Below are 14,398 nucleotides of genomic sequence, written 5' to 3'. Positions count from 1 at the left end.
TGGTTTTTGGTTGTGTTTGTTCTTCGAGGGGTGCCCGGGCGGCTGCGGGGGGGGGGGGGGGGGGCGCCCCCCCCCCCCCCCCCCCCCCCGCCTCTTGCACGACTACAGCAACGCGTACAGCAACGCGGCCGAAGTACAGCAAAACGGTCACCACCGGAGCGCCTGGTCGAGCCGCTCGGCCGCCTCCCGCTGCTGCGCCGGGCCCACGTGGCTGTAGATGTCGGCGGTGATGGCGTAGGACGAGTGCCCGAGGTGCTCCTGGACGACCTTGGTGTGGGTTCCGGCCGCGAGCAGGAAGCTGGCGGCGGAGTGCCGCAGGGTGTGCAGGGTGACGCCGGCGAGGCCGGCCTGCTCCGCGAGGACCTCGAAGCGCCGCAGGACGTTGCGGGGCTCGAGCGGTGTGCCGATCTCGGTGGTGAACACCAGGCCGTGCTCCTGCCAGGCACCTGCGGCGGCGAGCTGTTCCTCCAGCTGCCGGGTCCGCTGTGTGCGGAGCGCCTCGATCGCCGACCGGGGCAGGGGCACGGTCCGGCGGGACTTGTCGGTCTTCGGCTCGTCGAGCCGCAGCCCCTGCGACGTCCGGGCGAGGGTCCAGCGGACCCGCAGCAGCGCGGCATCGAGGTCGACGTCGGACCAGTGCAGCCCCAGCGCCTCCCCGCGGCGAAGCCCGGTGGCCAGCAGCACCCGGAAGAGACTCTCCAGTCGGTCGCCCCGGATCGCCTCGAGGAGTGCCTGGGCCTGCTCCGCGGTCAGGTGGGGCGCGTCCCTGCGCTCGACGCCGGGGCGCTTCACTGCAGCCGCGGGGTTGCTGCGGATCAGGCCGTCCCGGGCGGCGATGTCCAGCGCGGACCGCAGGACGGTGTAGATGGTCCGGATCGTCGACGCCGCCAGGCCGGCATCCCGCTTGGTGACGATGAGCGCTTCGACGTCGGAGGGGCGCAGCCGGCCGAGAGGCAACGTGCCGACCGTGGGCACGAGGTGGGTGCGGGCGAGGGTGGCGTAGAGGTCCTTTGTGGCCTGTTTGCGGCCGCTGGCGGCGAGCGACTTGGAGATCCAGTCCTCGAGCCATGCGGCCAGCGTCATGGAGGCGTCCCTGACCGGTGCTCCGGACTCGACCCGCTCGCGTGCCTCCCGGAACTTGGCGCGGACCTCGGCCTGCGTCCGCCCGTAGACGGTCCGCCGCTTCAAGGTGCCGTAGTCGTCGCGGTAACTGAGTTCGGCCGACCACGTGCCGTCCTTGCGCCTGAAGATCGATCCCTCGCCGTTCGCGCGTCGCGCCACGTCGCCCCTCCGGCGATGTCGGGTCCGCCCGCGCACCCGCGAGTCACGAGTGGCGGTCCCTCCTGCCGCCGGTGACCCCACCACGCACGCGCCTGATGCGGACCGAACCCCAACGGGTTGTGGACGGAGCGACGCTGTCCACAGCCCCGAGCCGACCCGCTACTGGGTGGTCATCCGGCCACGGGTGGCCTCGGCCGTTCGTCGGGAACGTCGTACCGCGTCCGCAGCCCCCAGCGGGGTTGGTGCGATGCCCGGGGGCGACTCGAGGCCCCGGACGTAGCGCTCGAGCTCGGTGCGCGGGAGGCGGCAGCTGCGGCCGATGTGCACCGGACGAAGCTCGCCGGCCTTGATCAGTGCGTACACCGTCGTGCGACCGATGCGGAGCGCCGTCGCCGCCTCCTCCGGGGTCAGCAGCAGGGGAGTGCTGGCCAGGACGTCGCGCAGGGCCTCCGGATCACCCATCTCGTCTCCTCCGCTCCTCGGCCACGCACGTCCAACGCCTCCAGCGGCCCGTTCCGTGGCGGGCATCGCCGTCTTGCCACGGAGCTTGGAGCCGCAGTCTTCCGTCGTTCACCAGTCGCGTGGCGGGCCAGCAGCGGCAGTCGCGAATGCGAGCCGTTCACCGTCCGGCAGTCGGCATCCGGTTGCTGGAGAAATGCCGGAGGGCCGGCTCCGAGGACTAGGGTGCAGCGCCACGGGGCGCGTGTCACCTGACGGGTGATGGGGGACTGCCGTGGCGCGGCCGCTGCTTCGAGGTGACCGCCTGCAGGCTGCCCGTGCGGCGAAGGGGCTGACCAGGGAAGAGCTGGCCACGGAACTGGAGCTCTCCAGTCCGACCCGCATCCGGGTTTGGGAGGCGGGACTCGAGCGCCCGCGACCTCGTTACGTGCCCCGGCTGGCGGCCGCATTGGGCGTTGATCCCTTACATCTACTCGATGTCGATCCCGACGACCCGCCCTTGGCGGCTCTTCGACTGGCCGCAGGACTGGCCACGAACGAGGTGACTGCTCCCGGGATGTCCGTCATGACATATGTGCGTCTGGAAGACGGACGCCCCGGCACCGAACCGACGGCGGACGTCGTCGCAGCCGTCGCTGGAGTCCTGCGGGTAGACGCCAACCGAGTGCGCGCAGCGATCCGGCGCTCGCGCAATGACCACGCGCCCTTGTCGCCGTCCAGCGGCTGACCGGAGGACTACTGGAGATTCGAGCTTCCCCTCCTGTCGGGCTCCGGTGGTAATTTCCCGCCACCGCTGCCCGGGAGGTACCCATGGCCCGCACGACAGAGTCGAGCGTAACGGGGGCCGCCGTGAACTTTGGCCTCGTATGCCGACCGGCGGCGAACACTCTCGTGTCGGATCGTGGCTGGCGGACCGAGCAGCGAGGGCACTCGAGATGACCAGGCGGCGGTGGACTGCCAGCGCTGTTCTTGCGCTGCTGCTCCTCGCCGGCTGCACGGGAGGCGAAGCCGCTCCAGAGACGTCGTCGCCGAGCCCGACGACTTCGCCCTCGTCCGCCCTGACGTCCCCATCTGGGACGTCGGAGGCTTCAACTCCCGAGCAAGAGGCGGCTGCGGCCGCAACCCGGACTTTCGAGGAGTTGCTTCGAGTCAGCGATGCGGCCAGTCGAGACCCAGGCGCTCGAGAGTGGGAGCCCGAGATCCGCCAGTACTCCGCAGATCCAGCGGCCCTTCTGACGGTCCAGTCTGTGCGGGACTACGCGACTCTCGGGCTTCGGCAGCAGGGTGACTCTGCAGTGGATCTACGGGTTGCCGGAGTCGATCTGACTTCGCCCGAGGGACCAACCGTGAAACTCATCGGCTGCTACGACAGTCAGAGCGCTCAGACGGTCAACATCGAGACCGGCGAGATAGTCCCCCCTGGGACCCCGACCAAGTACGTCTGGGACATCACCGTCGTCCGGTTTCTGTCGGAGGCCGGAGAACCGTGGCTCGTGACCACGCTCGAGCCATTGACGGACCGGCCGTGCTGAAGCGCAGCCTGCGCCTGGTCGCAGCGGTCGCGGCGACTGGGTTCATCAGCATGGCATCTCCGACCACGGCCGCAGCCGAGCCAGCGGTTGAGTGCTCCAAGGTCAACCCGCGCACAGGGGCCTGCCTGCTGTGGGCGTCGACCCCGGGAGGCGGCGGCGCTTCTAGCGACTCGAACGCGGCCGAAGCCCAGACGCAGACAGCCCGCGGAGAGCAGAGCAGCGGCACCAACTCATCTCCGGACCCGTGCACCTACACCGTGGCCCAGCCACAACCGCCTGCCACGAGTGCTTTGTGGGAGGGGCGATCTCCGGCCGACGGCGTGATGTATGTGCAGCAGTGTCCGCGGACGGACGGGCCGGGCCTGAGCACGCTGCTCGTCTACGTGGCGAACGGGGCTGCTCCGCCGGCACCCCCGGTGGATCCACGGGTCTTGGCCGAGCAGGCGATCGCCTCCCTGGTGATGCGGGCACCGGAGATCCGGATGGCGCCGCCGCCGGGCTCGACCAGCGGGCTGGTCGGACTGCCGGTGTGGATGTGGACCGAGCGCGGCGAGCAGTTCCTCGGCCCCACCCGGCAGTCGGTGTCGGCCGGTGCGGTCACGGTAACTGCCGTCGGCGAGGTGAGCCGCATCGTCTGGGACATGGGGGATGGCACCACGGTCGTCTGTGGCGCCGGAACGCCGTACTCGCCGGGAGCGGCGGGCGCCTCGCCGGACTGCGGTCACGTGTATGCGCAGGCGTCGAGCCGGCACGTGTCGGGCGGCGCGTGGCCGGTCACGGCGACCAGCACCTGGACGATCACCTGGTCCGGTGGCGGCCTGTCGGGCACGGAGACGCTGGAGCTGTCGTCGTCGGCGGAGCTGTTCGTCGGCGAGCTGCACGTCCTGAACCAGGACGGCGGCAGCCGATGACTCCCACACCCTCAGCGAGGACCGCCACGCCGAGCCCTGTGGCGGCGGCCAGCGGGTTGTCCCGGGCGCCGGCGTTGCCAGCACCGCGTCGCCGCCGTCGTCCGGCGCTGCTGGCCCTGGCGGTGGCGATGGTGGTCCTTGGTGCCGTGGGGGCCGCCTACCTGGCCACGTCGCTGGGACAGACGTCGCCGGTGATCGCGGTGGCGCGGGAGGTGCCCTGGGGACAGCAGATCACCGCCGCCGACCTCGTGGAGGCGCGGGTGTCCGCCGATCCGGCGCTGGCCCCCATCCCGTACGGCGACCGCGACCGGGTCATCGGCATGGTCGCCGCCACCACCCTCACCCCGGGGTCGCTCCTCACCCGCGAGGCGCTGACCGAGCAGCCGCTGCCCCCGCCCGGCCAGCAGCTGGTCGGCGTCGGGGTGTCCGCCGTCCAGCTCCCCGCGACGCCCCTGCGGCCCGGCGATGACGTGCTGCTGGTTCCGGTGGCCGCCGGCGGCGGGGCGGCAGCGCCCGACCCGGCGGCGCCGCCCCGCACGGTGGCCGCCACGGTCGTGCGGTCCGGCGCGCCGGGCACCGACGGGCTGCGGGTGGTGGATGTGCTGCTCGACGCCGCCGACGGGCCGGACGTCGCGGCCCGCGCGGCCGCCGGCCTGATCGCCATCGTCGTGGTGGCCGGCGAGTAGGCGGGGGACGGCCCGCCGTGCTGATCGCGCTGTGCTCGGCCAAGGGCGCCCCCGGTGTGACCACCACCGGGCTGGCGCTGACGCTGGCCTGGCCGCGCGGCGCGGTGCTGGCCGAGCTGGATCCCGCGGGCGGTGACGTGCTGGCCGGCTACGGCAGGGCCCAGCTGACCGCCGGCGGGCTAGCGGACCTGGAGTTCGTCGCGCGGCGCGGCCGGACAGCCGGGCAGTTGGACGCCCACCTCCTGCAGCTGGACCCGACCGGCCGCGCACGGCTGCTGCCCGGCCTGGCCGATCCGGCCACCGCCCGGCACGTGGACTGGGAGCGGCTGGCCGCCGAGCTCACGTCCGTGGACGACGGCGCGGTCGACGTGCTGGCCGATTGCGGGCGGCTGCGGGCCGAACACTTTCCGCACGCCGTCGTCCGTCGGGCCGCCGCCGTGGTGGTGGTGACCGGTTCGACGCTCCGCGCGGTGCGCGCGGCGGCGCAGGCTGTCGCCGAACTCCGCGAGGAGGGCACGGGGATGGCCCCGCACCCAGGAGCTGTGGCGGCGGTCGTGGTCGGGCCGGGGGAGCCCTACGGCGAGCGGGAGATCGCCGACGCGCTGGGCGTGCCGGTCGTCGGCGTGCTGCCGCGGCATCCCCGGGCGGCGGCGGTGCTCAGCGACGGGGCTCCGGCCGGCCGGCTGTTCGGCCAGTCGGCGCTGCTGCGGGCCGCTCGGTCCCTTGCGGTCCGGCTGGTGGAGTCGGCCGAGGCGCAGGTGAGCCGACTGACCCCGCCGCCCACGACTCGAACGGCTCCGACGACCGTGGGGGGCGGCCGTGGTCGCTGAGCCCGCGGCCTACGGAACGGCCGCGGCCGCATCCCGAGCTGCGGACGCGTCACCCGCCGCGGTGGACTGGGCGCTGGTGCGCCGGCTGCACGAGGCGACGGCGACCGCGCTGGCCGAGGAGCTCAAGCGCCGCCCGGCGCTGAGCGCCGCGGCCCAGCAGGAGCTGGCCCGCACCCTCATCCAGGACGGCCTCGACGAGCTGGTCCGGGAGCGGCTGCGCACCGGGCAGGCGGTCCCCACGCCCGCCGACGAGCTGGCGATCGCGGAGGCGGTGTTCGCCGCGCAGTTCGGGCTGGGCCGGCTGCAGCCCCACGTGGACGACCCGCAGGTGGAGAACATCGAGGCGCACGGCTTCGACAACGTCTGGATCGGCTACGCCGACGGGCGCGACGTCCGGGCCGAGCCGATCGCCGATTCCGATGAGGACCTGGTCCGGCAGCTGCAGCACATCGCCGCCCGGCTGGGCCGCGCCGAGCGGACGCTGACCACGGCCAGCCCGCTGCTGACCATGCGCCTGCCGGACGGATCGCGGCTGGCCGCGGTGATCGAGACCGTGCCGCGGCCGCAGCTGGTGATCCGCCGACACCGGATCCGCAACGTCGACCTCGACGACCTGGTCGGCCTGCGGGCGATCGACCGGCCGCTGGCGGAGTTCCTGCGGGCCGCGGTGCGGGCGCGCAAGAACATCGTGGTCACCGGCGGCCAGGGCGCCGGCAAGACCCTGCTGCTGCGGGCCCTGGCCAACGAGCTGCCGGTGAGCGAGAACCTGGCCACCATCGAGAAGCACTTTGAGCTGCTGCTGCACGAGCTGCCCGACCGGCATCCGCGGGTGGTGCCCTTCGAGGCCCGGGAGGGCACCGGCGAGCGCGGCCCGGACGGCCGCCGTCTCGGCGAGGTGACGCTGACCGAGCTGGTCGAGCAGGCGCTGGTGATGAACGTGTCCCGGGTGTGGTTGGGCGAGGTCCGCGGCGAGGAGGCCTGGCCGCTGATCGAGGTGATGGAGGCCGGGGAGGGCGGCTCGGCCTGCACGCTGCACGCCCGCTCGGCGCGCCACGCCTTCGAGCGGCTGGCCAACCTGTGCATGCGCGGCCGCGCCGCGGTGACCCCGGAGCACGCCTACCGGTCCTGCGCCTCGGCCATCGACCTCGTCGTGCACCTCACCACCGTCGACGAGCGGTGGATCGGCGGGCAGCGGCACCGGTTCGTCAGCCAGGTCGTCGAGTGCAACGGCATGGGCGAGGGCGGGCGCCCGGCGGTCACGGAGGTCTTCGCCCCGGGGCCGGACGGGCGCGCCGTGCCCGAGCACGACCCGGTGGACCTGGCCGACTACCTGCGCGTCGGCTTCGATCCAGACTGGCTGCGGTCCGGGCACGGCCGACGGGTTGGCGTGACGGGAGGACGGCGGTGAGCGGCAGCGTGCTGCTCGCCGCGGCCTGCGGGGCCCTGCTGGTCGGCGGCCTGCTGCTGACCGCCCACGCCCTCACCGCCGCGGAGGCGCCGGTTCGGCCGTCGCGCCGCAGGCCGGCTTCCTCGACGCGCGTCGATCCGCGGGCCGCGCGGCGGCAGCGGGTCTTGTGGGGCGCCGCTGCGGTGGCGGCGGCCGCGGTGTGGCTGGCGTCCGGATGGCCGGTGGGCGGTGTGCTCGCCGGGGGAGCGGTTGTCGGCGTGCCGTGGCTGCTGGCGCAGTTCTCCACCGGCAACGCCGCGGTGGAGCGGCTTGAGGCGCTGCAGGAGTGGGTGCGCCGCAGCTCCGACGTGCTCGCCGCCGGCGGAGGCCTGGAGCAGACCCTGATCCGCTCGGCGCGCACCGCGCCCCAGCCGATCCAGGCCGAGGTGGCGACCCTCGCCGCCCGGCTGCAGGCCCGCTGGCCGACGTCCCGCGCGCTGCTGGCCTTCGCCGACGACCTGGACGACGCCGCCGGGGACCTGGTGGTCGCCGCGCTGCTGCTGGGCGCCGAGCTGCGCGGGCCGGGGCTGGCGCGCGTGCTGACCGAGCTCGCGCACAGCCTCACCGACGAGGTGACCATGCGCCGCAAGGTCGAGGCCGACCGCGCCAAGCCCCGCGCCAACGCCCGCTGGCTGCTGCTGATCACCGTCGCGGCGGCCGGGCTGGCGGCGCTGAACGGCGGCTATCTGACGCCCTACGGCAGCGCCGTCGGGCAGCTGGTGCTGGCCGCCATCGCCGGGCTGATGGTCGGCTGCCTATTGTGGATGCGCCGGCTCACCGCGCCCGCGCCGTCCCCCCGCTTCCTGGTCGACCGGGACCGCACCGGGCGGCCGGCCGCCGAGCCCGAGGGGGTGGCGGCGCGGTGAGCGGCGGCCAGGCGATGCTGATCGGCTGCGGCGCGCTGCTCGGGCTCGGCGCCTTCCTGTTGGTCCGCGTGGCCCTTGTGGTCGAGCAGCCGCGGCTGTCCGACGCGCTGGCCCGCCTGGACGGGCGATCGACCGTCCCCGCGTCGGTGACGGTGCCGCAGTCCGGCGATCGGTGGGCGCGGGCTGCCGGCCGCGCCGGCCCCTGGGCCGCGGCCCGGCTGGCCGCCGCCGGCCTGCGGGCGCCGTCCTCGGCGCTGGCGTTGATCGGCTGGACGCCGGAGGGCTACGCCGCCCGCAAGGTCGGCGTGGCCGTGTTCGGCGCGGTGTTCGTGCCGCTGCTCACCGCCGTGCTCGGGGCGGCCGGCGTGCGGCTTCCGGTGGTGGTGCCGGTGCTCGGGTCGCTGGCGCTGGCCGGCGTGCTGTTTCTCGTCGTCGACCTGGTGGTGCGGGATCAGGCCGCCGAGGCGCGCGGGCAGATGCGCCGGGCGCTGTGCTCCTACCTGGACCTGGTCAGCCTGCGCCGGGACGCCAGCGAGGGGCCCACCATCGCCCTGGAGCGGGCCGCCGCGCTGGGGGAGGGCTGGGTGTTCCGCCGGATCTCCGACGCGCTGGTGGCCGCCCGGCTCGGCGGTGACCCGCCGTGGGACGGGCTGCGCCGGCTGGCCGCCGACACCGGCGTCGGGGAGCTGGCCGACGTCGCCGACATCGCGGTGGTCGCCGCCCAGGACGGGGCGGCGATCGCGCACACGCTGCGGGCCCGCGCCTCCTCGCTGCGGGTGCAGCTGCTGGCCGAGGAGGAGGCGGCGGCCAACACCGCCAGCGAGAAGCTCACCGCCCCGGTGGCGCTGCTGTCCATCGCGTTCCTGCTGCTGTTCCTCTATCCCGCCCTCGCCCGGCTGATGGCCGGCTGACCCGACGCCCCGACCCGGAAGGACACCCCGATGACACCGCTGATCGCCACCCTCACCGTCCTCGGCGCGGCGCTGCGCGACCGGCTGCGCGGACTCCGGGCGGAGCCGGAACGGGGCTCGGTCTCGGTCGAGCAGGTGATCATCACCGTGGCGCTGGTCGGCATCGCCGTCGCCCTGGTCGTGGTGATCGCCAACGCCGTCACCTCCCGCTCCGCTCAGATCCAGTAGCCGCCCCGTGACCCGCCCCGCCCACCCGCGCGGCCCCACCCCGCCGCCCCGGCCCGGCCCCGCCCGCGGCGGCGCGGCCGGTCGTCGGGCGGCCCGGCGCCGGTCGGGGGAGCGCGGCGCGGCGTCGGTGGAGCTGGCCGTCGCCTTCCCCGTGGTGCTGCTGCTGGTGATGACGCTGATCCAGGCGGCGCTGTGGTTCTACGCCCGCTCCGTCGCGCTCGGGGCCGCGCAGGAGGGCGCCCGGGAGGGCCGGGTGCAGCCCGCCTCGACTGCGCGCGCCGCGTCCGCCGCCGAGGGCTTCCTCGACCAGACTGCCTCCGACCTGCTCACCGGCCGGGACGTGAGCGTGAGCGGCTCGCCGACCAGCATCGCGGTGACCGTCACCGGCACCTCGCTCAGCCTGTTTCCCGGCCTGTCCGGCTGGTCGGTGAGCCAGACCGCCGTCGGCCCCGTCGAGCGGCCCTCCCCATGAGCCCGGAGGTGACGGAGCGCGGATCGGTGTCGGTCGAGCTGGCGCTGCTCGCCCCGGCACTGCTCCTGCTGCTGTCCTTCGCCGTCCTCGCCGGACGCACCCAGGTCGCCGAGGGCGCCGTCGCCGAGGCCGCCCGCGCCGCCGCCCGGGAGGCCTCCCTCGCCCGGGACGCCGGCACCGCCGCCGCCCTGGCCGGCGCGCAGGCGGAGCAGACCCTGGCAGCGCAGGACCTGCGCTGCCAAACCACCACCGTCGCCGTCGACACCGCCGGCTTCGCCGCGCCGCCCGGCCGGCCCGGCGACGTCACCGTCACCATCGCCTGCGTCGTCGGCATGGCCGACCTGCTGGCCCCCGGCCTGCCCGGTGCGGTCACCGTCGAGGCCGTCTTCACCAGCCCCGTCGACGCCTACCGCGAACGATGACCCCGCGAAACGGCCTCCATCCGCCGCACCCGGAGCGGGGGGCGATCGGCGTCTTCCTCGCCGTCCTGGTTCCCGGCCTGCTGCTGATCATCGGCCTGGCCGTCGACGGTGGCGCCCAGGTGGCCGCCACCCAGCGCGCCAACGCGATCGCCGACGAGGCCGCCCGCGCCGGCGGGCAGGCCCTCGACGTGCCCGCCGCCCTCGCCGGACGGGTGCAGGTCGACCCGGGCGCCGCGGTCGCCGCGGCGCAGGACTACCTCGACCGCAACGACGTGACCGGCGCCGTGACCGTCGTCGACGGCGACACCCTGCGGGTGACCACCACGATCACCGAGCCCACCACCTTCCTCGGCCTCATCGGCATCACCTCCCTGACCGTGGAGGGCACCGGCACCGCCGACCTCATCACCGACCAGAACGGGGGAGCGGGCCCATGACCGCGCCACCGCGGACCCTCGATCCGCTGCGCCGCCTGTCCGCCGCCGTGCTCCTCGCGACCGGAGTGGTCGGCGTGCCGGCCGCGCTGTGGTGGGTAGGTGGCGCCTATCTGCCCGACCAGCTGCCCTCCTGGGCGCAGGTCACCGCAGCCCTGAGCGGTCCGGACACCGGCGCGGTCTTCCTCGGCCTCCTCGTCGTGCTCGGCTGGGCCGCATGGGCGGTGTTCGCCCTGTCCGTGGCCGTGGAACTCGCGACTCAGCTGCGGGGCCGCCCGCCGCTCCGGCTGCCCGGACTCGCGGCCCCCCAGCAGCTGGCCGGCCTGCTGGTGGCCGCCGTCGTCGGCGCTGGCGGAGCGCCGCTGCTCGTCGCTCCCGCACTCGCCGGCTCACCGCCCGTCGCCGAGCAGCCGGCCGAGGAGGCTCCGCCGGCACCCGCCCCGGCACCGCAGGCCCAGCAGGCCCCGCCCGCCGCGGCCGGGCTCACCTACACGGTGCAGCCCCGCGACACCCTCGGCCGCATCGCCGCCCGCCACCTGGGCGACTGGGCCCGCTTCGAGGAGATCCTCGACCTCAACCGCGGCCGTCCTCAGCCCGGCGGCGGCGCGCTCACCGACCCAGGACTCGTCCGCGCCGGCTGGATCCTCGTCCTCCCGCCCGATGCCACGCTCCCGGCCCCGGAGCCGGCCGCCGACGAGGTGGTCGTGCAGCCCGGGGACACCCTCGTCGACATCGCCGAGCAGCACGGTTTGGACAGCTGGCAGCCGATCTTCGACCTCAATGCTGGCGAGCCGGTGCCCGGCGGCGGCCGGTTCACCGACCCAGACCTGATCCGCCCCGGCCAGGTCCTCGACCTGCCGGTCCCCGCTCCGTCGGCCCCAGCCCCGGTCCCGCCGCCCCTACCCGAGCCACCGGCGCCGGTGCCGCCGCACGGGGACGGCTCCGGCGCGCCCGCCGACTCGCCGCCGACGGAACCGACGCCGCCCACGACGGAGCGCCCGTCCGATGCGGACGCGGCCGCGGCCGCCGGAGAGGCCGACGCCGATCAGGAGACCCCCTCCGAGCTGGCGGCCGTGTTGAGCGGCAGCGGAGCCCTGCTCGCCGCCGGCGTCGGCGCCGCCTGGCTCGCGCATCGCCGCCGACGGCTGCGTCGCCGCCGTTCCGGGCGGAGGCTGGCGCCCCTGCCGGCCGCGCTGTCGACGACGCAGACGGCCGTGACCGCCGCCGACGCCGGCCGGGCCGACTACGCCGCGCTCGACCGGGCCCTGCGCGGCCTGGCGGTGCTGGTCTCCCGGGATCCCGACGCGGTGCTGCCCGACGTCGTCGCCGCCCGGCTCGACGGCCAGCGGCTGGACCTGCGGCTGCACACCGCCACGGACCGACCGCCGCCCGCCCCGTGGACCGCCGACGAGACGGGCCGCTGGTGGTCCCTCGAGCTGGACGCGGACCTGGGCATCGACGAGGTGGCCCGTGCCCGCCTGGCGCCGTACCCGACGCTGGTCACCATCGGCACCGATGACGGACGTCGCTGGCTGCTGGATCTGGAATGCGTCGGTGTGCTGCGCCTGACCGGACCGGCCGACCGGTGTGAGGACTTTGCCCGGCACCTGGCCGCCGAGCTCGGCGTCAACGCGTGGTCGGACCTGCTCACCGTGACCACCGTCGGGTTCGGCCAGGAGCTGGTCGACCTCGCCCCGGAGCGGATCCGTCCCGTCGGCGGCCCCTCCGACACTGACCTGCAGGCCGCGCTGGGGGAAGCCATCGAACGCGACGGCGAGAACGCGCTGGAAGGGCGGCTGCACGCGACGACCGGAACCGGCTGGATGCCCCACGTCGTCCTCGCCCCCCTCGTGGCCGACGACGGCGATGACCTGGCCGAGGCTGCCACCACGTTGGAAAGCCGGAAGCAGCGCAGCCCGATCGTCGTCGTCCTCGGCACAGAGTCGACGCAGAAGAGCGACGAGTGGCTGCTCACGCTCACCGAGGACGGGCATCTGAGCCTTCCCACACTGGACGTGCGGCTGCCGGCGCCGCAGCTGACCGCCCAGCAGGCCCGCGACATCGCAACCCTGCTGGCCTTCGAGCGCGACACCGCAGACCAACTCATCCCCGCAGCCGACGGCAACCGGCCCTGGCAGGTACACACCGACGCCGCCGGCGCCCTGCGCGGCGATGTGCTTCTGCCCGACGAGAGCGAGCCACCCGACCACGTCCCCGCACCCCGGCCGCCCCGGCGCCGCTCGTCGGTGGCCGCCCTCGACTGCGCGCCGCAGCCGGTCGATCGGGCAGCGCTCGCCGCGCCCACCGCGGGCGAGGATGCGGCGGCGGTTGACCGCACCCGGACGCCCGGGCTGCGGAAGCGGATCGAGGACGATCTCGAGCAGCTCGACCGTGACCTCGCCGACTGGTGGGATCCCGACTGCGCACGGCCCCGCCTTGCCCTGCTCGGCCCCGTCAGCCTGCGCGCGCACGGCGACGAGCAGGCCGCCGCCCGGTCCGGGCTGCGCCGCCGCTACGAGGAGGCGGTCGCCTATCTCGCCACGCGCCCTCACGGCGCAACCGTCGATGAAGCCGCCACCGCCCTGCAGCCGGCCCGCGGTGGACGAACCGACCCGGTCAGCGCCCGCGCCTACGTCCACCGGATAACCGCCGGCGCCCGCGCCTGGCTCGGCACCGACCCGATCACCGGCGAGAAGCACCTCAGCTCCGGCCACCGCGGCCCCTACACGCTGACCAACGTCCTCGTCGACGCCGACCTCTTCCGCCAGCTCCGCGCCCGCGCCAGCGTCCGCGGTGACGACGGCATGCCGGATCTGCTGGCCGCCTTGGAACTGGTGTCCGGGCCGCCGTTCGCCCAACGCCCCACAGGATACGAATGGCTGGACGGACTGGACCTCACACTCGCCGCAGCCATCTGCGATGTCGCCCATCAGGTCGTCACCGCTGCACTTGCCGACGATCTGGAGGCCGCACGGACCGCCTGCGACATCGCCCTGCTGGTCGCCCCCGACGACGAGAAGGTCCTGCTCGACGCCGTGTGGGTGGCCTACCGCGAAGGGCACCGTGCCGAAGCCGAGATGTACATCGCTCGCATCGTGGTTGTCCATGACGGCGCCGACGAGATGGACCTGCCGCTGAGCACCGCTGAGATCATCAATCGCGCCAGACGGCAATACTCGGATCGGGCGTCATGATCGGGCGCGAACCGACGGTACGGGGATGTGTCGGGGGCGGCGAAGAGGCAGGCCCTGCAAAGGGCCCCCCTGCTCACCGGTGACTCCGCGTCGGCGAGTTGGCCGACCTGGTCGAGCCGATGCTGCGCGGCTGGGGACGGCGCATAGACGCGAGCCAGCCCTTCATCGACGCGATGCTGCCCGACCGGCTCGTGGCTGCACGTGGTCATCCCCGTGCCCACGCGGACAGCAGACACAAGAAGGAAAGTGTCGGTCAAGGACGAGCGGGAGGTTGTGGGCAGTCACTCCCCTCAGCCGCTGCACATCTTCGACGCCGCCGCTCCAACGAAAAGGGCCGCATCCGTTGCCTCGAAGCCCGACGCCGCCAACAGATCCGAGGCCTGCGCGGACTCGCCTGCGGTGATGTAGGTACACACCAGCACTCCCAGCTCCGCAGCCTCCTCGCCGGACTCGGCGTAGCGCAGGAGGTCGTCGCGTCCAAGGGCGGCCAAGAAGGGCGCCTCCCCACGAGTCCACTGGACCCACGCATTGCGTTTCTGCTCAGCGGTCTCGTACTCATCGCTTCCCACGACGCACCGGGGCGTCAGCGTCGAGCCTGAGCAGACGTCCGGTCGTTCACGCCGTCGGAGTTCTTCTCCGGCGCACCCGGCATCAGCATCATGTTCGCGATCGCGTCCTTCATCGGCTTCTAGGCCACCGCCATCTACGGCGAGGAGGCGCGCAAC

General features: G+C 74.4%; 15 protein-coding genes. 12 read left to right on the top strand and 3 right to left on the bottom strand.

Going from position 1 to position 14,398, the window contains the following annotated elements:
• Nucleotides 1-147: 147 nt before the first annotated feature.
• Both ACI784_RS24740 and ACI784_RS24735 read right to left on the bottom strand, forming a co-directional pair.
• Nucleotides 148-1,281, bottom strand: coding sequence for a tyrosine-type recombinase/integrase (locus ACI784_RS24740; RefSeq protein WP_457015280.1), 1,134 nt, complete (start codon nt 1,279-1,281; stop codon nt 148-150).
• A gap of 159 nt (nt 1,282-1,440) precedes the next feature.
• Entirely contained in the window at nt 1,441-1,743 is a 303-nt protein-coding gene (locus ACI784_RS24735; protein WP_457015279.1) for a helix-turn-helix domain-containing protein, read from the bottom strand.
• Between the two features lie 271 nt (nt 1,744-2,014).
• Here ACI784_RS24735 and ACI784_RS24730 point away from each other — a divergent pair, with 271 nt between their 5' ends.
• The 12 genes from ACI784_RS24730 to ACI784_RS24675 all read left to right on the top strand — a co-directional run bounded on the left by ACI784_RS24730 (nt 2,015) and on the right by ACI784_RS24675 (nt 13,673).
• Nucleotides 2,015-2,467, top strand: coding sequence for a helix-turn-helix domain-containing protein (locus ACI784_RS24730; protein WP_457015278.1), 453 nt, complete (start codon nt 2,015-2,017; stop codon nt 2,465-2,467).
• Nucleotides 2,468-3,265: 798 nt separating this feature from the next.
• Nucleotides 3,266-4,183 (top strand): ATP/GTP-binding protein, encoded by a 918-nt coding sequence (locus ACI784_RS24725; RefSeq protein WP_457015277.1) that lies wholly within the window; start codon nt 3,266-3,268, stop codon nt 4,181-4,183.
• Nucleotides 4,184-4,257: 74 nt separating this feature from the next.
• Complete coding sequence (locus ACI784_RS24720; protein WP_457015276.1) at nt 4,258-4,869, top strand: SAF domain-containing protein; 612 nt, start codon at nt 4,258-4,260, stop codon at nt 4,867-4,869.
• 17 nt (nt 4,870-4,886) lie between these two features.
• On the top strand, nt 4,887-5,699 hold the full coding sequence (locus tag ACI784_RS24715; protein ID WP_457015275.1) for a hypothetical protein: 813 nt from the start codon (nt 4,887-4,889) through the stop codon (nt 5,697-5,699).
• Entirely contained in the window at nt 5,689-7,107 is a 1,419-nt protein-coding gene (locus ACI784_RS24710) for a CpaF family protein (protein ID WP_457015274.1), read from the top strand. Before ACI784_RS24715 ends, ACI784_RS24710 begins: the two co-directional genes overlap by 11 nt.
• The gene (locus ACI784_RS24705) at nt 7,104-8,012 is read left to right on the top strand and encodes a type II secretion system F family protein (protein ID WP_457015273.1); all 909 of its coding nucleotides are present in this window, start codon (nt 7,104-7,106) and stop codon (nt 8,010-8,012) included. The genes ACI784_RS24710 and ACI784_RS24705 overlap by 4 nt, the downstream gene beginning before the upstream one ends.
• Entirely contained in the window at nt 8,009-8,923 is a 915-nt protein-coding gene (locus ACI784_RS24700) for a type II secretion system F family protein (RefSeq protein ID WP_457015272.1), read from the top strand. Before ACI784_RS24705 ends, ACI784_RS24700 begins: the two co-directional genes overlap by 4 nt.
• 30 nt (nt 8,924-8,953) lie before the next feature.
• Nucleotides 8,954-9,151 (top strand): hypothetical protein, encoded by a 198-nt coding sequence (locus tag ACI784_RS24695; protein WP_457015271.1) that lies wholly within the window; start codon nt 8,954-8,956, stop codon nt 9,149-9,151.
• 7 nt (nt 9,152-9,158) lie between these two features.
• Nucleotides 9,159-9,623: a TadE family protein gene (locus ACI784_RS24690; RefSeq protein WP_457015270.1), complete on the top strand. Its 465-nt coding sequence runs from the start codon at nt 9,159-9,161 to the stop codon at nt 9,621-9,623.
• Nucleotides 9,624-9,631: 8 nt separating this feature from the next.
• A complete protein-coding gene (locus ACI784_RS24685) occupies nt 9,632-10,045 on the top strand; it encodes a TadE/TadG family type IV pilus assembly protein (RefSeq protein WP_457015269.1) in 414 nt (137 codons plus the stop codon).
• Nucleotides 10,042-10,482 (top strand): TadE/TadG family type IV pilus assembly protein, encoded by a 441-nt coding sequence (locus ACI784_RS24680; RefSeq protein WP_457015268.1) that lies wholly within the window; start codon nt 10,042-10,044, stop codon nt 10,480-10,482. The genes ACI784_RS24685 and ACI784_RS24680 overlap by 4 nt, the downstream gene beginning before the upstream one ends.
• A gap of 701 nt (nt 10,483-11,183) precedes the next feature.
• A complete protein-coding gene (locus tag ACI784_RS24675) occupies nt 11,184-13,673 on the top strand; it encodes a LysM peptidoglycan-binding domain-containing protein (RefSeq protein WP_457015267.1) in 2,490 nt (829 codons plus the stop codon).
• 290 nt (nt 13,674-13,963) lie between these two features.
• Here ACI784_RS24675 and ACI784_RS24670 read toward each other — a convergent pair.
• Nucleotides 13,964-14,398 (bottom strand): DUF732 domain-containing protein (locus tag ACI784_RS24670; protein WP_457015266.1); only part of this gene is annotated, 435 nt, incomplete at its 5' end.

This window comes from Geodermatophilus sp. SYSU D01186 (genome assembly GCF_054050215.1).
The sequence above is the reverse complement of the archived record's forward strand: the minus strand, read 5'-3'. Positions and strand labels throughout refer to the sequence as shown.

Coding starts and splice junctions, on each gene's coding strand:
- ACI784_RS24735 (WP_457015279.1), bottom strand. CDS start 1,743: ATGGGTGATCCGGAGGCCCTGCGCGACGTCCTGGCCAGCACTCCCCTG.
- ACI784_RS24695 (WP_457015271.1), top strand. CDS start 8,954: ATGACACCGCTGATCGCCACCCTCACCGTCCTCGGCGCGGCGCTGCGC.
- ACI784_RS24680 (WP_457015268.1), top strand. CDS start 10,042: ATGACCCCGCGAAACGGCCTCCATCCGCCGCACCCGGAGCGGGGGGCG.